Origin of the sequence: Massilia brevitalea (genome assembly GCF_030711405.1) — a bacterium.
In the GTDB taxonomy this organism is placed as follows: Bacteria; Pseudomonadota; Gammaproteobacteria; order Burkholderiales; family Burkholderiaceae_D; genus Telluria; species Telluria brevitalea.
Map to the genome: position 1 here is coordinate 66,306 of NZ_JAULSI010000006.1, position 16,532 is coordinate 82,837.

At 68.1% G+C, this 16,532-nt stretch carries 16 protein-coding genes; 1 reads left to right on the plus strand and 15 read right to left on the minus strand.

What is annotated here, in order from left to right; translation table 11 throughout:
• The 11 genes from QWL29_RS05180 to QWL29_RS05230 all read right to left on the minus strand — a co-directional run bounded on the left by QWL29_RS05180 (position 1) and on the right by QWL29_RS05230 (position 10,117).
• On the minus strand, positions 1-573 hold the full coding sequence (locus tag QWL29_RS05180) for a type II secretion system protein (RefSeq protein ID WP_305821816.1): 573 nt from the start codon (positions 571-573) through the stop codon (positions 1-3).
• Positions 570-2,570 carry a secretin GspD/PilQ domain-containing protein gene (locus QWL29_RS05185; RefSeq protein WP_305821817.1) on the minus strand — a complete coding sequence of 667 codons (2,001 nt, stop codon included), beginning with the start codon at positions 2,568-2,570 and terminating at the stop codon, positions 570-572. Before QWL29_RS05185 ends, QWL29_RS05180 begins: the two co-directional genes overlap by 4 nt.
• Positions 2,570-3,094, minus strand: coding sequence for a hypothetical protein (locus QWL29_RS05190; protein WP_305821818.1), 525 nt, complete (start codon positions 3,092-3,094; stop codon positions 2,570-2,572). Before QWL29_RS05190 ends, QWL29_RS05185 begins: the two co-directional genes overlap by 1 nt.
• Positions 3,091-3,720 carry a hypothetical protein gene (locus tag QWL29_RS05195; RefSeq protein ID WP_305821819.1) on the minus strand — a complete coding sequence of 210 codons (630 nt, stop codon included), beginning with the start codon at positions 3,718-3,720 and terminating at the stop codon, positions 3,091-3,093. Before QWL29_RS05195 ends, QWL29_RS05190 begins: the two co-directional genes overlap by 4 nt.
• Complete coding sequence (locus QWL29_RS05200) at positions 3,717-4,280, minus strand: hypothetical protein (protein WP_305821820.1); 564 nt, start codon at positions 4,278-4,280, stop codon at positions 3,717-3,719. Before QWL29_RS05200 ends, QWL29_RS05195 begins: the two co-directional genes overlap by 4 nt.
• Positions 4,277-5,077 carry a hypothetical protein gene (locus QWL29_RS05205; RefSeq protein ID WP_305821821.1) on the minus strand — a complete coding sequence of 267 codons (801 nt, stop codon included), beginning with the start codon at positions 5,075-5,077 and terminating at the stop codon, positions 4,277-4,279. Before QWL29_RS05205 ends, QWL29_RS05200 begins: the two co-directional genes overlap by 4 nt.
• Entirely contained in the window at positions 5,070-6,749 is a 1,680-nt protein-coding gene (locus QWL29_RS05210) for a GspE/PulE family protein (RefSeq protein WP_305821913.1), read from the minus strand. Before QWL29_RS05210 ends, QWL29_RS05205 begins: the two co-directional genes overlap by 8 nt.
• Before the next feature lie 14 nt (positions 6,750-6,763).
• On the minus strand, positions 6,764-7,951 hold the full coding sequence (locus QWL29_RS05215) for a type II secretion system F family protein (protein WP_305821822.1): 1,188 nt from the start codon (positions 7,949-7,951) through the stop codon (positions 6,764-6,766).
• A gap of 36 nt (positions 7,952-7,987) precedes the next feature.
• Entirely contained in the window at positions 7,988-8,428 is a 441-nt protein-coding gene (gene gspG, locus QWL29_RS05220; protein ID WP_305821823.1) for a type II secretion system major pseudopilin GspG, read from the minus strand.
• Between the two features lie 174 nt (positions 8,429-8,602).
• Entirely contained in the window at positions 8,603-9,634 is a 1,032-nt protein-coding gene (locus QWL29_RS05225; protein ID WP_305821824.1) for a hypothetical protein, read from the minus strand.
• Between the two features lie 48 nt (positions 9,635-9,682).
• Positions 9,683-10,117: a hypothetical protein gene (locus tag QWL29_RS05230; protein WP_305821825.1), complete on the minus strand. Its 435-nt coding sequence runs from the start codon at positions 10,115-10,117 to the stop codon at positions 9,683-9,685.
• Positions 10,118-10,449: 332 nt separating this feature from the next.
• On the opposite strand from QWL29_RS05230, the gene QWL29_RS05235 reads away from it, so the two are divergent.
• The gene (locus QWL29_RS05235; protein ID WP_305821826.1) at positions 10,450-10,755 is read left to right on the plus strand and encodes a hypothetical protein; all 306 of its coding nucleotides are present in this window, start codon (positions 10,450-10,452) and stop codon (positions 10,753-10,755) included.
• A gap of 98 nt (positions 10,756-10,853) precedes the next feature.
• Here the strand turns inward: QWL29_RS05235 and QWL29_RS05240 are convergent, their stop codons facing one another.
• The 4 genes from QWL29_RS05240 to QWL29_RS05255 all read right to left on the minus strand — a co-directional run bounded on the left by QWL29_RS05240 (position 10,854) and on the right by QWL29_RS05255 (position 16,456).
• Positions 10,854-11,438 carry an NF038129 family PEP-CTERM protein gene (locus QWL29_RS05240; protein ID WP_305821827.1) on the minus strand — a complete coding sequence of 195 codons (585 nt, stop codon included), beginning with the start codon at positions 11,436-11,438 and terminating at the stop codon, positions 10,854-10,856.
• A 17-nt stretch (positions 11,439-11,455) separates the two neighbouring features.
• Positions 11,456-14,440 (minus strand): ExeM/NucH family extracellular endonuclease, encoded by a 2,985-nt coding sequence (locus QWL29_RS05245; protein ID WP_305821828.1) that lies wholly within the window; start codon positions 14,438-14,440, stop codon positions 11,456-11,458.
• Between the two features lie 197 nt (positions 14,441-14,637).
• Complete coding sequence (locus QWL29_RS05250) at positions 14,638-15,669, minus strand: TIGR03790 family protein (RefSeq protein WP_305821829.1); 1,032 nt, start codon at positions 15,667-15,669, stop codon at positions 14,638-14,640.
• Between the two features lie 10 nt (positions 15,670-15,679).
• Positions 15,680-16,456, minus strand: coding sequence for a PEP_CTERM-anchored TLD domain-containing protein (locus QWL29_RS05255; protein WP_305821830.1), 777 nt, complete (start codon positions 16,454-16,456; stop codon positions 15,680-15,682).
• Positions 16,457-16,532 lie beyond the last annotated feature (76 nt).

Sequence of the window (16,532 nt, forward strand, 5' to 3'; positions counted from 1 at the left end):
TCACCAGCGCTTGTAGGGGATGCCGTTCAGGCCGGTCTTGCCGGAAGTCGAGTAGACGTCGTAGACATCGTCGCCCTCTTTCGGCTCCTCGGCTTCGCTGGCGTAGCTGCGCTTGCCCCAGGTGGCGGCGTCGGCCAGTTCCGGATCAGGATTGAAAGGGTCGCGCGGCAGGCGGCGCAGGAAGTAGATCTTGGCTCCCTTCGGGCTGCGCAGGTCGGTCACGCCTTCGACCAATAATTCCAGTTTGGCCGGGTAGCCGGTGGCGCCGGAGGTCTTCCTGACGCGGCCTTCGTCGCTGGCGCGTTTGTAGGTGTCGATGGCGGAGCGGATCTCGCGCAGGGACTGGCGCAGCTGGGCTTCGTTGCGGCGCTGGACGACGGTCTGGCCGACCGGGATCACCAGCGTGGCCAGCAGGGCCAGGATGGTGAGGGTGACCAGGAGTTCGATCAGGGTGAAGCCGCGGGGACGCGCCTTGCCATTGCCGCGTTGATGCGAGCCTGGCTTGACCGCGTGGCGTAATCCAGTCCGGGGGACTGGATTACAAAAGCCGTCCACCCTACGGGTCTGCATCATTGGTTCGGGATCGGGGTCGTGACCGGCGCGGGAATCGGCATTACCTGCGGCATTACCTGCGGCGTCACCTGCGGCGTGGTGCCGACCGGTTGCGACAGCGGGATGCCGGTAACCGGCGGCGGCACACCGGGCGCCGCCGGCTGGCCGAGCGGTGGCGATACCGGCTGGGCATTCGACGGCTGTGCGGGCGGCAGCGCACGCGCACCCGGCGCCGGCGCCACGGCCGGCAAGCGTACGGCGGGGTCGGGACGGCGGCGGAAGCTGGCCTCGGTGCCGGCGCCGAATTCCGACGCGCCGGCCGGCGGGCGCTGGATGGTGCGCACCAGGTGCGGCGTGATCGACAGCACGATCTCGGTCTGGTCGTTCGAGTCGCGCGTGCTGCCGAACAGGCGGCCCAGCACCGGCAGGCTGCCCACGCCCGGCACCTTGCTGCCGCTGGTGCGGTCTTCGCTGCTGATCAGGCCCGCCAGCACCTGGTTCTCGCCGTCCTTCAATTGCAGCATGGTCTGCGCCGAGCGCGTGCCGATGCGATAGGCCACCGAGCCGTCGTTGGTCTTGATCGAGTCGATCAGGTTACTGACCTCGAGCGAGATGCGGATGCCGACTTCGTTGTTCAGGTAGATGGTCGGCTCGACGTTCAGGGTCAGGCCGACGTCGACATAGGTGATCGACTGCGAGGCGAAACCGCCCACGCCGGTCGAGACCGTTGTGGTGAAGTTCGGCACCCGGTCGCCGATCACGACCTTGGCCTTTTCCTTGTTGCGCACGCGGATGCGCGGGTTGGCGAGGGTGTTCGAATCGGTGTCGGTCTTGTTGGCGTTCAGGGTGGCGCCGATGCCGGTGACGCCGATGTTGCTGCTATTCAGGCCACGCAAGGTATTGATCGTGATCGGTGCGCCCTGGGCTGCCATCACCGGCGCAAAGCCAAGGCTGGGCGGCCAGCTCAGGCCCAGGTCCATCAGGCGGCTGCGCTTGATTTCCAGGACCTCGACGTCGAGCATGACTTCCGGCTCGGGCACGTCCTGCAGGGCCACCAGCTGGGTTGCGAGCTTGATCGCCTCCGGGCTGTCGCGCAGGATCACCAGGTTCAGCTTTTCGTCGATGACGACGTCGCGCGACTTCAAAATGGTCTTGAAGGTGTTGGCGATGGTCTTGGCCTCGGCGTTCGCGAGATAAAAGGTCTTGACCGTCATCTCCTGGTATTCCTTGAGCTTTACGGCCACGTTCGGGTAGACCAGGATGGTGTTGCCGTCCATGACCTGGCGCTCGAGCTGGTTGGTCACCAGCAGGAAGTGCACGGCCGCTTCCACGGTGCTGTTCTTCAGGAAGATCGAGGTGCGCCCGTCCGAGCGCACGTCCTTGTCGAACACGAAGTTCAGGCCCGAGTGGCGCGCGATGATCTCGAAGACCTGGCGCAGCGGCGCGTCGCGGAACTCCAGGCTGATGGGTTTACGGAAGGCGGCGGCCAGGGCGTTCTCGGAGGTCGGCGCCACCGCCAGCTCGTTCACTTCGTTCAGCATCAGGCGCGCGCGCTCGTGCAGCGGGCGTTCGGTGAGGATGGCCGACAGCTTCTGGCGCGCGGCCTCGTAGTCTTTTTTCGCGACGTCGGCCGTGGCGGCCTCGATCAGCGCGCTGTGGCGCGCATCGGCTTCGAGCTGGCGCATGCCGGCCCGGCCACGCTCGTTGGCCGGATCGATCTCGAGCACGCGCGCAAAGGCGCTGCGCGCTTCCTCGGCGCGGCCGCCGGCAAGGTCGCGCTCGGCCCCGTCGATCAGGCGCACGGTGGCGCCGTCGCGCGCGCGCAGGTAGGCGGCGCGGTACAGCGGGTTGCCGGGGTCGGCAGCCACCGCCTCGCGGTATTTCGCCAGGCCGGCGCCGACCTCTTCCCGTGCAACCAGGGCATTGCCCTCCTGGTAGGCGCGCTGGGCCGCGCAGCCCGCGAGCAGCGTGCACGCCAGGCCCACGGCGGCGACGGAACGGATGCGGGAACGTACCATTAGTCGAATGCTCCAATATTGAGCTGCTGAACCTGGTTCAGCGGCAGGTAAGTCAGGGTCATCAGCGGCGGCGCGATGCGCTCGACACGCCAGGCGCCGTCGAGCGTGCCGCCCTCGACCGCGATGTGGGTGCGCTCGCCGCTCGCCAGGTAGACCTCCCACTTGCCGTCTTCGACCGACTTGCCGATGAAGGTGAAGGGCAAGGGCGGCGCCACCGGCGGCAGCGGCGCTGCGGTTTGCTGTGGCGGTGGTGGCGGCGGCGGTGTCCAGTCCTGGCTGCCGAACACATCGCCGCCGCTGCCGCCGGCGTCGCCGATCAGGGTCGCGCGCGGCTGCAGGCGCAGGATCGCCACCTTGGCCTCGGCTGCGCGCTGCCTGGCCGCGGCCTGCGGTGCCGCCTGCGTCGCCTGCACCGGACGCTCGACCGCCTCGGCCACCGCGTCATCCGGCGACTTGTCGCCGAAGGCGGCGAGGCCGGCGGCAAGCGCCAGCGCCGCGCCCATCAACATGTGGCGCGGTTTCATCGCGGCGCTCCCGACGCGGCGGCCACAGGCGCGGCCACAGGCACGGCTACAGGCGCGGCCACAGGATCGGCCACAGGATCGGCTAAATACAGCGTCAGCCGCAGGCGCGCCTCGACGTTCGCCTGGCCGATGCTGTCGCGCCTGAAGCTGATGTCGTCGAGCGAGGCGAAGGGAATCGCGCGCAGCGCCTGCAGCGCGAATTGCCACACCTGGCCATAGCTGCCCTGCACCGGCAGGTTGATCTGGTAGGTGTGCAGCTTGCCGTTGCGGTCGTAGCCGCTCTTGTATTCGCCCTGGCGCAGGCTCAGGCCGGTCTTGGCGGCGATGTCGAACAGGGTCTTGATCTGCCGTTCGGCGTAGCGCCTGTCGCCCAGGGTCGCGTAGAACAGGGCCAGGTTGGCATCGGCCGTCTGCGCCGGAACCACGCGCTGCAGCGGCGGCGGCAAGGCGGCGGCGCGGCGCGCCAGTTCGCGCTCGGCTTCCAGCGCTGCGCGCGCCGGCAGCAGCCAGGCCAGCGCGGCGATGCCGGCTGCGCCCAGCAGGAGCGCGGCCAGCAGCACGGGACTGGCGGCGCGCAGGGCCAGGCGCAGGCGCAGCGCCGGCGCGGCAAACTGCGGCCGCTTCATGGCGCGCCCCACTCGGCATCGACCTGGAAGCGCAGCGGCCGGTTCGGGTCCTGCTCGCCGATCTCGTGGCGCACCAGGGTGGCGGCGCCGAATACGCCCTGCTCCTGCAGTTTTTCGACGTAGCCGATCATGTCGTCGCTGGTGCGCGCCTCGGCCGTGATGCGCAGCACACGCTTGCGCGCATCCGGCTCCAGCGCCAGCAGCGCCACCGAGGCCGGCGTCGCCGCGCGCACCGCGTCGTGCAGGGCACGCCACGGCAGGTTCAGCTGCATGACGGCGGCATTTACGGCCGTGGCCTGCTGTTCGCTCGGCGGCGCTTTTCGCGTTGTCGGCGGCAACGCGGGCTGCAGGGCGGGCGCGGGCTGCACGCCGGCGCGGGCGCGCAGGGCCGCCTGCAGGGCATCGACTTCCTCGCGCGCCTCGCGGTAATCGAGCGCCTGCACGAGCGCGGCGCAGCACACGGCGAGTGCGCCCATGACCGGGCCCCAGACGCCGGGCGGCGCCAGGAACAGCGCGCGGCGCAGGCCCGGGCGCGCGAAATCGAGACGCACGCGCTTCATGCCGGGCTCCCGGTACAGGCCAGGCGTACGGCGCCCGACTGGCCGCCGGCGCCTTCGCCGTCGAGCAGCGTGCAGCCGAACTTCAGGCGCCCTTCGTGGCTGGCCCAGCTGCGCGGCGCCGGCCCGCACACCTGCACCCGCTCGGGCCGCCCCACGCCCACGCGCAGCGCCTCGCGCGCCACGTGGCTTTCCAGCCAGTCGCGGTCGGCGCCGGGCGGCACCACGGTTGTGCGCAAGGCCACCAGGGTGCGGCCGTCGTAGGCGGCCAGGGTCAGGACCTGGCCGTGCATCAGGCCGAACCAGGCGCCCGGACGGTGCAGGCGGCGCCAGGCGTTCATGGCGGCCACGAACTGCGGCACGATCTCGACCAGGTGGCAGCGCGCTTCGCGCGCCGCTTCCTCAAGCACCTCGAGCAGCGCCAGCGGCAGCGCGGCGGCCAGGAAAGGCCGCGCAGCCTGCCAGTCGGCGGCGATCTTCCAGCCGCCCGGCGGCGCGCCGAACAGGGCCTGGTAGCGCATGGCGGCGGCGGCCTCCAGGTCGGCCAGATGGGCCGCGGCGGGCGGCGGCGCCACCTGCCACATGCGCACCAGTTCATCGGCCAGCACCACGGTCAGCGGCCAGCCTGCCACTGCGGTTCCGGCCAGCAGCGCGCGCAGCCCCTGCCGCAGCGCCTGCGGATCGTGGACATCGCCCAGGGACGCTTCGGCCAGCACCGTCGCGTCGCGGCCGACGCGGATCAGGGCCAGGCTGTCGTGGCCCAGCCCCAGGCGCAGCGCTTGTCCGGGCAGTCTAGGCATGCTGGGTCACCCGCTTGATTTCGTCGAGCGTGGTGGCGCCGCGCCGCACCAGGTCGAGCGCGGCCATGCGCAGGCTGCGCGTGCCGTTGGCGTGGGCGGCGGCCTTGATGCGCCGGATCGGCTGCTTGTCGACGATCAGCTCGCGGATCTCGTCGTTCAGGGTCAGGATCTCGGCGATCGAGCGGCGGCCCTTGTAGCCGGTGCCGCGGCAATCGCCGCAGCCCTTGCCGCGCATGAACAGGTAGTCTTCGGCGGCCTCGCGCTCCAGGCGTGCCGCTACCAGCTCGTGGTCGGTGGGCGTGTAGCGCACCGCGCAGTGCGGGCAGTTCATGCGCACCAGGCGCTGGGCCCAGATGCCGTTCAGGGCCGAGACAAATGCATACGGATCGATGCCCATGTGGGTGAAGCGGCCAAACACGTCGAATACATTGTTGGCGTGGACGGTCGTCAGCACCAGGTGGCCGGTGAGCGCCGACTGCACCGCGATCTCGGCGGTCTCGCGGTCGCGGATCTCGCCGACCATGATCTTGTCGGGGTCGTGGCGCAGGATCGAGCGCAGGCCCTTCGCAAACGTGAGGCCCTTCTTTTCGTTGACCGGGATCTGCAGGATGCCGGGCAGCTGGTATTCGACCGGGTCTTCGATGGTGATGATCTTTTCGCGGCCGTTGTGGATTTCGGTAAGCGCCGCGTACAGGGTGGTAGTCTTGCCCGAGCCGGTGGGCCCGGTCACCAGCAGCATGCCGTAGGCTTCCTGGGCCAGCATGCGCAGCGTGGCCAGCGACGGCGCATCGAAGCCCAGGGCTTCCAGGGTCAGCGCGCCGTAGGCCTCGATCATGGCGCGCTTGTCCAGGATTCGGATCACCGCATCCTCGCCGTGAATGCTGGGCATGATCGAGACGCGCAAATCGATCTCCCTCCCGCCGGACTCGACGCGAAAGCTGCCGTCCTGCGGAATGCGGCGCTCGGCGATGTCGAGTTCGGCCAGCACTTTCAGGCGCGAGATGATGTGCTCGGCCAGCTCGATGCCGCCGACCGAGGCCGCATGATCGAGCACGCCGTCGACGCGGTACTTGACGGCGATGCCGGTGGCCGTGCTTTCCAGGTGGATGTCCGAGGCGCCGGCCTTCAGGGCGTCGTAGAGCGTCGAGTTGACCAGCTTGACGGCCGGGCTGCCCGCTTCCGACACCGAGGCGAACGACAGCACGGCGGCGGTCTTGCCGTCGCGCCGGGCGTCGGCGCCGCCGGGCGCGAGCGTGTCCACGGCGCGCGCCGAGGCTTCCTGGCGCGACAGATAGGCCTGGATGTCGGACTGCAGCGCCAGGCGCAGGTGCAGCGGCGCTCGCGGCGTGGCGCCGGCCATGCTGGACAGCCAGGTCTGCTGGTCGAGGTCGAAGGGGTCGGCGATCACGCCGGTCACCTGGCCGCCCGCGCCGCGCAGCAGCACGCAGTGGCGCGCCATGGCCTGGGCCAGCGGCAGCCGGTCGAAGGCGGGCTCCTGGCTCAGCATCTCGGCCGTTTCCATCACCGTCAAGCCGAAGGGTTCGGCCAGCGCCCGCACCAGCTGGCGCGGCTCGAAACCGCTGATGGCTTCGAGCTCGGCCACCAGAGAACGCTGCGACTGGCGGCTCTGCGCACGCGCGCGCGCCAGCATGGCCGCATCGAGCAGCACCATGGTACCGGACGCGCTCACGACATGTCTCCCGCCAGGTCGAAGATCGGCATGTAGAGCAGCACCACGATGGCGCCCACCACCAGGCCGATGGCCGCCATCAGGAGCGGCTCGAAGGTGCGCGTGAAACGGTCGATCCAGCGGCTGATCTCGCCGTCGTAGAAGGCGGCCGATTGCGTGAGCATCGGCCCCATGTCGCCGGTGCGCTCGCCCACGCGCAGCATGCGCAGCGAGATCGGCGTAGTGAGCCCATGCGCTTCGAAGGCATCCGACAGGGGGCGGCCCGATTCGATGGCGGCGCGCGCCTGCGCCAGCGACTGGCGCAGCGCCGGCGAGACCATCGACTGCACGGTCTCGATGGCGTTGACGATGGTGATGCCGCCCTCGCTCAGCATGCCGAGCGTGAGATACAGGCGCGACAGCTCGTAGATGCGCGCGCGTTCGCCGATACCGGGCAGGCGCGCCAGCAGGCGCGCAAGGCCGCCGCTCCTGAGCAGGCGGCGCGCGCCTGCGATGGCCAGCGCCAGCAGCGCCAGCGCGCAGAACAGGATGGGCATGCCGTGGCTGGACGCGAACTGTCCCCACTCCAGCAGCAGCTGCGACATCCACGGCAGGTTGCGCCCCGCGCCCTGGTAGACCTCGGCGAAGCGCGGCACCACGTAGCCGATCAGGAAAGCGCTGACGCCGCCGCCCACGCACAGCAGGATCACCGGGTAGATCGAGGCGCTGACGATCTTCGCGCGCACGGTGTCGATGCGCTGCTGGTAGTCGATGTAGCGCGCCAGCGCGCGCGGCAGATCGCTGGTGCCTTCGGCGGCGCGCACGATGCCGACGTACAGCGGCGGGAACAGCGCGGGCTGGCTTGCCAGCACGCTGGAAAAGCGCTTGCCCTCGCGCAGGCCGGCCAGCAGGCGCTCGAGCACCACGCGCGCGGCCGGGTTGGCTTCCTTTTCCAGCAGCGCTTCCAGGCCTTCGACGATGCCCAGGCCCGCCTTCAGCAGCGCCAGCAGCTCCTGGCTGAACAGGACGATGGAGAGCTTGCCGCCGCGCGCGCGCTGCAAACGATGACCGCCGGCCGGCTCGACCGCGCTGACGTGCAGGCCGCGCAGTTCAACCTGGCGGCGCGCGTCGGCTTCGTCGAGCGCGTCGACGACGACGCTGGCGATCGACAGGTCGGACGCGAGGGTGCGTACTGCAAACTGCATGAAGACGTGCCCGGATAGGTGGAATGGGGAGCCGGATCAGAGCGAGGAGATGTCGGCGTTGTCGCCGCTACCGCCTGGCTGGCCGTCCTTGCCGAACGAGACAATCTCGTATTCTCCCTTGGCGCCCGGCGAACGGTATTGATATGCGTGGCCCCACGGGTCGGCCGGTACGCCCTTCTTCAGGTAGGGGCCATTCCACTTGGCGCCGGCGCTGGCCGGGGCGGTCATCAGGGCGGCCAGGCCTTCTTCGCCGCTCGGGTAGCGGCCGACGTCGAGGCGGTAGGTGTCGAGCGACTTCTCGAAGGCGTCGATCTGGGCTTTCGCAATCGTCACTTCCGACTTGCCGAGCTGGCTGAAATACTTGGGGCCGACATAGGCTGCGAGCAGGCCGATGATCACGATGACCACCAGCAGTTCGAGCAAGGTGAAACCTTGTGCGCGCTTGCCACGGGATCCGACGAACATTGCTTCAGCCATCCAACACACTCCTGGTTCGGCCGGGGCGGCCGCATCCGTGCAGACTATCATGGTGGTGTCTGCGAGGCAACGCAAAAGCTTGCCAGGTGCTGCCGGCGCGGCAATGTCAGAGCATTTGTCGGTTTGTCACACGCCTGTCATGGTGGTCGACTACGGCGACATCGGCCCTCGCCTTCATTCCGGAATCCTCGCGAATGGCGCAGGACTCCATTCCGGCGCATGGGCTTGCCCCAGCAAGGCGCACACCAGTTCGCCCAGATCGGCGCCCAGGCAGTCGCGTGCCGCCTGCGCACCGCCATCAGCGTGATGCGCCGCCAGCACGAACGGCCGGAACGCCGCCCAATCCTTGGCCATGTACGCCACCAGGATGCGCGCCAGGTCGTAGGACAGCAGATTGCCGTCGTCCAGCCGCTGGAACGCATGCCCGGACCAGAATTCCCGGATGGTCGCCTCGCTCCAGAAGGCGAGTTGCATGCCGCGCAGTTCCTGGGGCGTATGGACCGATCCCTGCACCCCGGTCAGGCGCTGTTCGGTATTCACGGCCAAGCCCTCGTTCAGCCAGAGCGGAATCGGCAGGTGCGCGAGGCAGCCGTGCGTCATTTCGTGGGCGATGACGGGCTCGATGGCGCTCAGGTCGCGCCTGACGGTGACGAAATGGCCGCAACCGCCATTGATGTACATGCCGCCGCTGTTGGCGAATTCGCCGCCTCCGGGATACGCATGCGACACATAGCGGTAATAGGAATCCTCGTCGTCGAACACGATCAGGATGTCCTTGCCCTCGGGCGTTACCTGGGCAATGCCGTCGAGCGTGCGGACGACGCGCTTGAGCGTGCGCTCCATGAAGCCGAGCGCGGCATTTGCGACATTGTCTTCCAGCGCAGCCAGCAACAGGCAGTTCCCGGATTCCGTCAGCCGGAAGCCGGCGCCGAGCGCATCGCGCAGGTGCAGCAGCCAGGCGCGTTCGATGGCGATCCAGGCCGACGCCTGTTCCTCGGCTGGGAGTACGTCGACCCAGCGGGCGGCCGCCGCCCAATCCATGATGGGATAGCCCTGCTGTCCCCAGCAATGTTCGGCAACGCGAAACGCAGGTGCACTGCCGCTTGCTACCTCGAGCGGTGCGGCCACCGCATGCTGCACCACCGGCGGCGCCGCCGGGGCGCGTGCGGCACGCGCGCCGAACAGGTTGCGCAGGCGCGTCAGCATGCCGCCTCGCGCCGCCATTCGGCAGGTTCAGGCGTGAAGAACAAGCGTTTATTGCGCCGAGACGGCATCGGTCAACTGGCAGGTCCCTGCCCGGCAAGCCGCCGCCGGCGGTGCGATGGCGCGGCAGTCGGAGACCATGCCGGAACGCGTATTGCTCGCCTGCTGCTCGCTGCGGTGGCGGTCGGCCAGGGCCTGCAGTTCGGCGCCGGAGGTCCTGGCATTCGACCAGGCCAGGTAGCTGGCCGGCCCGCCGCAGGGACGTGCGCCCACGGGCAGGACCTGGCATTGCTGGTCGGAGGTGCATTCGGCCTTGCCGATCAGACCGCTGATCTGGCCCAGCGTGCCACTCGCGCCAGGTGCGGACACGGCCGGCTGGACAACCTGCGGCGTGGCCGGAAGTGGGGCTGGAGACTCGGCTGGCGCGTCGGCCCGGGTCGTGCAGGCCGCGCAGGCCAGCAATGAAAGAAGAACAAGTTTTCGCATCGGCTCATCATACGCTTGTGCCATCAATGGTCAAGCACGAACGATTTGCTTGGGAAGAGACGGCATGTTTCATTTACTTCGCCTTCCTGAGGCGCTAACAGCCGTAGCACACGCTGTGGCACGGATGCGACGAGGTGGCAGCAATCGTTCTATGGCGCATCTGATATTTCTCGTAGGATATTTCCCACAATCACCATTCATCTGCGCCTATCCTGATGCCTTCTTGCGTTCATAATCTTTTATCTTCGCCCATTTTTACGAAAATAAATTGATTCAAGGAAAAATTTGAGGCTACAATCGTTTCATCGACTGACGAGCCTGCTTCTTCCACCATGCATACCCAATACATTCGCACCATTCTCGCCGCTTCCCTGTTTGCCGCCTTCCTCAGCGCCTGCGGCGGCGCGGCAAGCGACACGGCCGGCGCACCAATCCAGACCGCCGCTGTCATCGCCTCTGTCGCCGTATCTGCCGCCGCCACCCATGCCGTCGACCTCTCGGTCGATCCGGCCGCCGTCGGCCAGACCCCTGCCCCCGACTGCGCAGCCGACGGCTGCGCCGGCCTGCGCATTATCGACGGCAATGCCGAAGCTTTCCGCATCGACGCCATGCGCCGTGCAGCCCAGGACAATGGCTAAGCATCGACACGAAAACCGGCGCGAAAAAAGGCCCGCCCAGCTAAGCCGGGCGGGCCTTTTTTACGCCGGCACACCAGGCCGGCGGCATGCCGTAAGACTTAAGGCATGCGGCGCTGGCGCAGCGTCCAGCCCAGCAGGATCAGGCCGGCCAGCAGCATGGCCATCGATGCCGGCTCCGGCACTTCGGCCACGCGGGCCACACCGTCGGCAGCCGACACGGTCACGCCGCTGCCCGGCATCAGGTCGAACTGCACCAGGTTGCCTTCCGCGCCCAGGTAGGTGGTGAAGAACTCGTCGTACAGCGCCACGCCCAGGGTCATGCCATCGCCTTCGCCGGCGAAGTCGAACATCACGTTAAAGCGGAACACGCCGCCCAGGTTCACGGCCTGCAGGTAGTCGTTGAAGAACACCGAGTTGCCGAAAAGGATGCCGGTGTCGCGGTCGCCGGTGACGTCGCCTTCAAGCCAGAAGTCGCCGAAGTCGCCGCTGAAGTTGCTCAGGTAGGCGGTGGCGGCGCCGGCCGACTCCAGGCCGAGGAAGGCGAAGTCGAGCATGCCGGTGCCACTCAGGCCCTGGGTGTCGATGGTGACCTGGTAGGTCGGGCCTGCCGAGGCGGCGCCGGCGCCGGTGACCAGCATCAGAGCCAGCATGGCACGGGCGAACAGGTTTTTCAGGTTAAACATGGTTCGGTTCCTTAAACTTAGAAAGAGCCCGAGAGCAGCTTGGCGTTGTAGCCGATGCCGACTTTCGATGGGTTGGTAAAGGTGGTGGTGACGGTGACCGATGCGCCAGGGGCCAGCGTGGTGTTCGCCAGCGTGATGTAAGGCGCGCCGTCAACGACGCCGTTCTTGTTGTCGAGCGTGACGCCGCCTGGCAAGCCTTGCAGCACCAGGTGCAGCGGACCGCTGATGGCCGCGCCGCTCGTGTTCTTCACCGTCACGCTGCCGCTGTACTTGCCGGTAACGCGGTTGACCACGATGCTCGACTTGGTCAGGGCCACCGATGCCGTGACGTCGGCATAGGGCGGCGCCAGGTTCAGGCTGACCACCACCGGGTCGTGGTCCGAGGCACGGTAAGCATTGCGCACGTACGGGTCCTCGGCGGTGTCGTTCAGGTTGTAGTCGATCGCGTCCGGTTCGTCGGCGTTGTTGTGCCACTCGGTCACGCCCGCCACCTGGCCCGACAGGCTGTTGCTGGCCAGCGCATGATCCAGGTAGCCGCTTTCGGCGCCGAACACGTACGAGTAAGGAATGCCTTGCGCACGCACGAAGCGCTCGATCTCGTTCACGTAGCCGCCCGCGTTCAGCAGGCGGATCGGGTCTTCATGGCCGTAGGCGTTCATGTCGCCCACCACCAGGATGTCGCTGTCGTTGGCGGCGCCCGCCACCAGCGGCAGGAAGTAGTCGCGCAGGCGGGCGGCCTGTTCGACGCGGGTGGCATTCCAGCAGCCCTGGCCGTCGCCGCTGTCGGTATTGCCGGCGCCACCGCCGCAGCTGCCTTTCGATTTCAGGTGATTCACGACCAGCGAGAACTTGCCGCCGTTCGCAGCCTTGAAGGTCTGGGCGATCGGCGGACGGTTGTTGACGGCGTCGCCATCCGACAGTGCATTGCCCACCAGGCTGACCGCGCCCGGCTTGTAGATCATGGCCACGCGGATCGCGTCGGTGCCGGTGGTGGCCGGCTTTGGCACGACGGCATAGGTGCCGGCGCCGAGCTTGGCGTTGAGCTGCTCCACCAGGTAGGACGTGGTGGTATCGCCATTGTTCTCGATTTCCATCAGGCCGACGACATCGGCGTTGATGGCGCCCAGCGATTCGACGATCTTGTCGCGCTGGCGCACGAATTCGGCCAGGTTGTCGGCGCCGCGGCAGTTCGAGGCGCGCGTGGTGCCGCCGAGCGTGCAGCTCTGGCCGGTGCGGCCCCAGGCATCGCCGCCATTCGTGAAGGTGGTGAAGAAATTCAGCACGTTGGCGCTGGCCACTTTCACATTACCCGCCGCCAGCACCGGCGCCGGGGTGCGCTCGTTGGTGCGCGAGAAGGTCGGGGCCACGGTCGGCTGCAGCTTGAAGGCCGCGCCGCCGCCGCCCTGGGCGCCGAAGTCGATCACGCCCGTCAGGTCGGTGACGGTGTCGCCGCTGCGCACGGTGCCGTCCGCGGCCAGGTAGGGGATCGTGGCGGGCGTCGTGAAGATATTGTCGTCGAGGACGATGACGTTGGCTGCGTTTTCCTGTGCCAGCGCACGCGCTTCGGCGGAACCTGCCGGGTAACGGTTGGTCGGGATTTCGCGGCGGCCGTTCGACAGCACCAGTTCGCCACGGTCGCCCAGGTAGGCGTTGCCGTTCACCGTCAGGGCATTCGTGAAGCGCACCAGCATGCCTTCCACGCGCGCCAGGTCGGTCGGCAGTTCGATATTCGTCGGGGCGACGCTGTAGCCGGCGCCGATTTTCGTGGTCGCAGTCAGGTCCTTGAATTCGGTATAGGAACGGGCGGCGCCGCTTGGCGTGTATTCGGTGACGGTGCCGGTGATGCGCACCAGGTCGCCCACGTTGACGCCGGCATTGTTGCTGAAGACGAAGATGCCGTCCGAGGTGGCCGGGTCGCCATCGCCGTTCGCGTCTTGCAGGAAGTAGCCGCTGCCGACCTTGTGGGTGACGACGCCTTGCGTGGTCTGCACGGTGTTGTTGTAGGCGCTCTTCGGGTTCGGACCCTGGATTTGCGGGATGGTCAATTGGCCGGCCACGCTCACGGCGACGTTGCAGCTGGCATCCTGGCCGTCGTTGTTGGCGAAGGTAATCGTCAGCGGGTAGTTGCCTGCTGCCAGCGATGGGTCGATGTTCAGGGTAGCGTTGGCCGTGCCGCCGACCGCGCCGGCCGCGGTGAAGCTGCCGATGCTGATGCCGGGCACGGCGCCGGACGCGATGACGGCGCTGTTCACGATGCTGTCGCGGTCGCTTGCCGACAGGGCGGCAATGGCGCCGCTGCCGAATTCGGCCTGCACGCCGGCCGGGCAGCTGGTCACGATCTGGTACACGACCGGGCCACTGTTGCAGGCGTTCAGCGGCGAACTGGCGCGGCGCGGGCCAGCGACTTGCGCGGCGCTGAAATCGTTGCCGTTGTTGTCGGTGTCGAGGCAGCCGAGTTCGCCGCGCTGGATGGAATTCACGGTCGATGGCGCCGGGGCAGCGCTACTGCCCTCGAAGCGGTTGGCGGTGCCGAAGCCGACCATGTCGATCACGGCTTCGCCTTCGGGGGTGCTCATGGCCCGGGCGACGCTGGCCAGCGCCACCTTGCCGGTGGTAGCCGACAGCGCCAGGCCGCCCGAGGCGTCGCCTGGGCCGACGTCGCTGCCGGTGGCGGCTGTTTGTGCCGTCACGAGGTAATACTGGCCTGGCTGCAGGACCGTGTTCGTCGCGGCGATCACTGCCCAGCTGGTACCCGCTGCCGACTGGTACTGCACGCTCCAGCCACTCAGGTTGACCGGGGCGCTGCTGCGGTTGAACAGTTCGACGAAGTCCTTGTTCCAGAGCGCGCCGCCACTGCCGGCGCCGCCGTAGTACTGGCTGATGACCACATCGGCCGGCGCGGCCAGGGCCGGCGCCGACAGGCCCGTCAATAGTCCTGCCAACGAGGCGGCCAGGACGGTCAGTCGGCTGGCTGGGTGATTCCTTGCAACGTGCATTTTCATGGGCATCCTGATTGTGGTAGGGAAGCTAAGCGTTTTGTCTTTACGGCTAATCATTTTATTATCAGAAACGATAATAAAACCACAATTTGACAAGATAATGACAAGCAATCGCTACCCCGGTGCGCGGCTGAGGTATCCCGACAACATATGCACGTATATTGCGCAGCCTTGAGGCCTGCGCGGGCGATGGCGGTGCATCAGCGCCGCCGGTAGGGAGCGGCCAGCGGCTCGCCGATGAACAGGCCGTGGGCCGGCCAGGCCACGCTCTTCCAGTAGGCTTCGATGGCGCTGTCGCCGCGCAGGTAATGGCGCAGCAGCACGGCCGGGTTCGGGAATTTCTGCCAGTGGCTGCAGGGCTCGCTGACGGTGCCGTAGCTGGCGGTGGCGCCGGCGTCCAGCCAGCGCAGGCTGCTCATCTGCCGGCTTCCCAGCAAATCGCCGCCATACGAGGTCAGGTGGTCGGCCAGGGCGCCGGGCAGGAAATGCAGGGTCTCGAGCTTGTCGACGCTGGCCGTGCCAAGCTGGTACAGCATGACGTCGCGGGCGTTTTCCAGCGCCTCGGCCTGGAGGCGCTTGACGTCGAGCTGTTTCGCGACGAGGCGGCCGGCCGGCGGAAAAAACGCGGCGCGGCTGTTGCGCGCGGTTTCGCCGGTGGTGAGGTAATAGGCGCCCGCCGGCACCGGGCGAAAGCCGCTGGTCACGCCGCGGTCGACCACCTCCCTGGCTGCCGCTACCGATTCCGTGGGCAGCAGCATGGCCAGGCGCATGCCGTGGCTGGTGAATGGACGCCGGCTGGGCGCATTGAAATAGGCGCTGGGCTGGCCGGCGGCGCAGGTATCGCGGCACAGGGCGGCGTCGAAGCCGAGGGTGTAGGCCCCGGTGATGCTGTTGCAGGCCACGGCGTACGGCGCGGTCCAGACCATCAGCACGGCCTCGATGCCGGGGCCGAGCTGGCTGTCGATTTCCTCCTTCAGCAGGCGAAAGCGCGCCGGCTCCAGGCTGCGCGGCTTGCCGGGGATGCGCACATGGACCACGTTCGCGGCCGGAATGCCGCGCCGCTCGCGGTAGTAGGCGGCCACGGCCACGCTGGCCGGGTCGGCGTCGTTGACCACGATGGCCAGCTGCGCCGGCCCCAGCGCGCCGGTGTCAAACGATGGCGCCTGCGCCAGCGCGGCGCCATGCAGGACCAGGAACAGCAAGAGCTGCGCCGTGCGCAGGAGCCGGGCCATGAGCCGGCCGTCAGGCGCAGCGCGTCGGGGAACCGCGGCGCGCACTGTGCTGCCGGCGTTGCCCAGTCCCGGCCAGCCCGATGCCGGACGTCCTGATGCCGGACATCCCGATGCCGAGCAGGCCCAGGCCCGCCGCCAGCATCGCCGCCTGGGCCGGTTCCGGGATCGGCGACACGGCGTAGATCTCGAGCGCATCGATGCGCAAGAACTGGCCGCCGACGCTGCCGTCGACGATGCTCCGCCCTTCCCCGTCCGGATTGCCGTAGCTCAGGCGCCAGGAAAAGGCGGTATCGAGCCTGTCGTTGACGAACAGATCGGCCCCGGCGCCGAAGGTCGGTCCCTGGTCGGGCGCATTGAAGGTCTGGAACGACCCCTGGCTGGGCAGCTCGAAGCTGGTAGGAATCTGGCGGTAGACGGCCGGCTCGGTGAGGTTGAAGATGAAGGCGGTGCGCTGGAAGTCGCGCGGGGTGAGGTTCCAGCCGCCGTCGAATTCCCAGCTCTGCGGGTTGTAGCCGCCGACCAGCCAGCTGTTGTCTTGCGGATCGCTCACGCGCAGCAGCGTGAAGGTGTCGCCGCGGCCGTCGGCGGCGGCGTGGAAGTCCAGCGCATCGTCGCCGGGCTGGCGCGTGTAGAGATTGGCAAAGACCTGGTCGCCGGCGCCGAGCCAGCGTTCGAGCTGGCCTTCGAGCAGCGGATCGAGCGGCGGCGCGCCGGTCTGCGCGGCTGCCTGCGGCGCCGCCGAGGACAAGGCCAGCGCGAGCGCGCCGGCGGCAAATAGCGTCTTCATGATCACTCCCGAGAGGATGCACTGACCGGGGCATTGTATGCCTGGCCGTGGGAGGGTCTCACACTGTTGACTTGGG

Bases quoted from the DNA above. Each gene is read 5' to 3' on its own strand.
- QWL29_RS05180 (WP_305821816.1), bottom strand. From the start codon at position 573: ATGATGCAGACCCGTAGGGTGGACGGCTTTTGTAATCCAGTCCCCCGG.
- QWL29_RS05185 (WP_305821817.1), bottom strand. From the start codon at position 2,570: ATGGTACGTTCCCGCATCCGTTCCGTCGCCGCCGTGGGCCTGGCGTGC.
- QWL29_RS05190 (WP_305821818.1), bottom strand. From the start codon at position 3,094: ATGAAACCGCGCCACATGTTGATGGGCGCGGCGCTGGCGCTTGCCGCC.
- QWL29_RS05195 (WP_305821819.1), bottom strand. From the start codon at position 3,720: ATGAAGCGGCCGCAGTTTGCCGCGCCGGCGCTGCGCCTGCGCCTGGCC.
- QWL29_RS05200 (WP_305821820.1), bottom strand. From the start codon at position 4,280: ATGAAGCGCGTGCGTCTCGATTTCGCGCGCCCGGGCCTGCGCCGCGCG.
- QWL29_RS05205 (WP_305821821.1), bottom strand. From the start codon at position 5,077: ATGCCTAGACTGCCCGGACAAGCGCTGCGCCTGGGGCTGGGCCACGAC.
- QWL29_RS05210 (WP_305821913.1), bottom strand. From the start codon at position 6,749: ATGGTGCTGCTCGATGCGGCCATGCTGGCGCGCGCGCGTGCGCAGAGC.
- QWL29_RS05215 (WP_305821822.1), bottom strand. From the start codon at position 7,951: ATGCAGTTTGCAGTACGCACCCTCGCGTCCGACCTGTCGATCGCCAGC.
- gspG (WP_305821823.1), bottom strand. From the start codon at position 8,428: ATGGCTGAAGCAATGTTCGTCGGATCCCGTGGCAAGCGCGCACAAGGT.
- QWL29_RS05225 (WP_305821824.1), bottom strand. From the start codon at position 9,634: ATGCTGACGCGCCTGCGCAACCTGTTCGGCGCGCGTGCCGCACGCGCC.
- QWL29_RS05230 (WP_305821825.1), bottom strand. From the start codon at position 10,117: ATGCGAAAACTTGTTCTTCTTTCATTGCTGGCCTGCGCGGCCTGCACG.
- QWL29_RS05235 (WP_305821826.1), top strand. From the start codon at position 10,450: ATGCATACCCAATACATTCGCACCATTCTCGCCGCTTCCCTGTTTGCC.
- QWL29_RS05240 (WP_305821827.1), bottom strand. From the start codon at position 11,438: ATGTTTAACCTGAAAAACCTGTTCGCCCGTGCCATGCTGGCTCTGATG.
- QWL29_RS05245 (WP_305821828.1), bottom strand. From the start codon at position 14,440: ATGAAAATGCACGTTGCAAGGAATCACCCAGCCAGCCGACTGACCGTC.
- QWL29_RS05250 (WP_305821829.1), bottom strand. From the start codon at position 15,669: ATGGCCCGGCTCCTGCGCACGGCGCAGCTCTTGCTGTTCCTGGTCCTG.
- QWL29_RS05255 (WP_305821830.1), bottom strand. From the start codon at position 16,456: ATGAAGACGCTATTTGCCGCCGGCGCGCTCGCGCTGGCCTTGTCCTCG.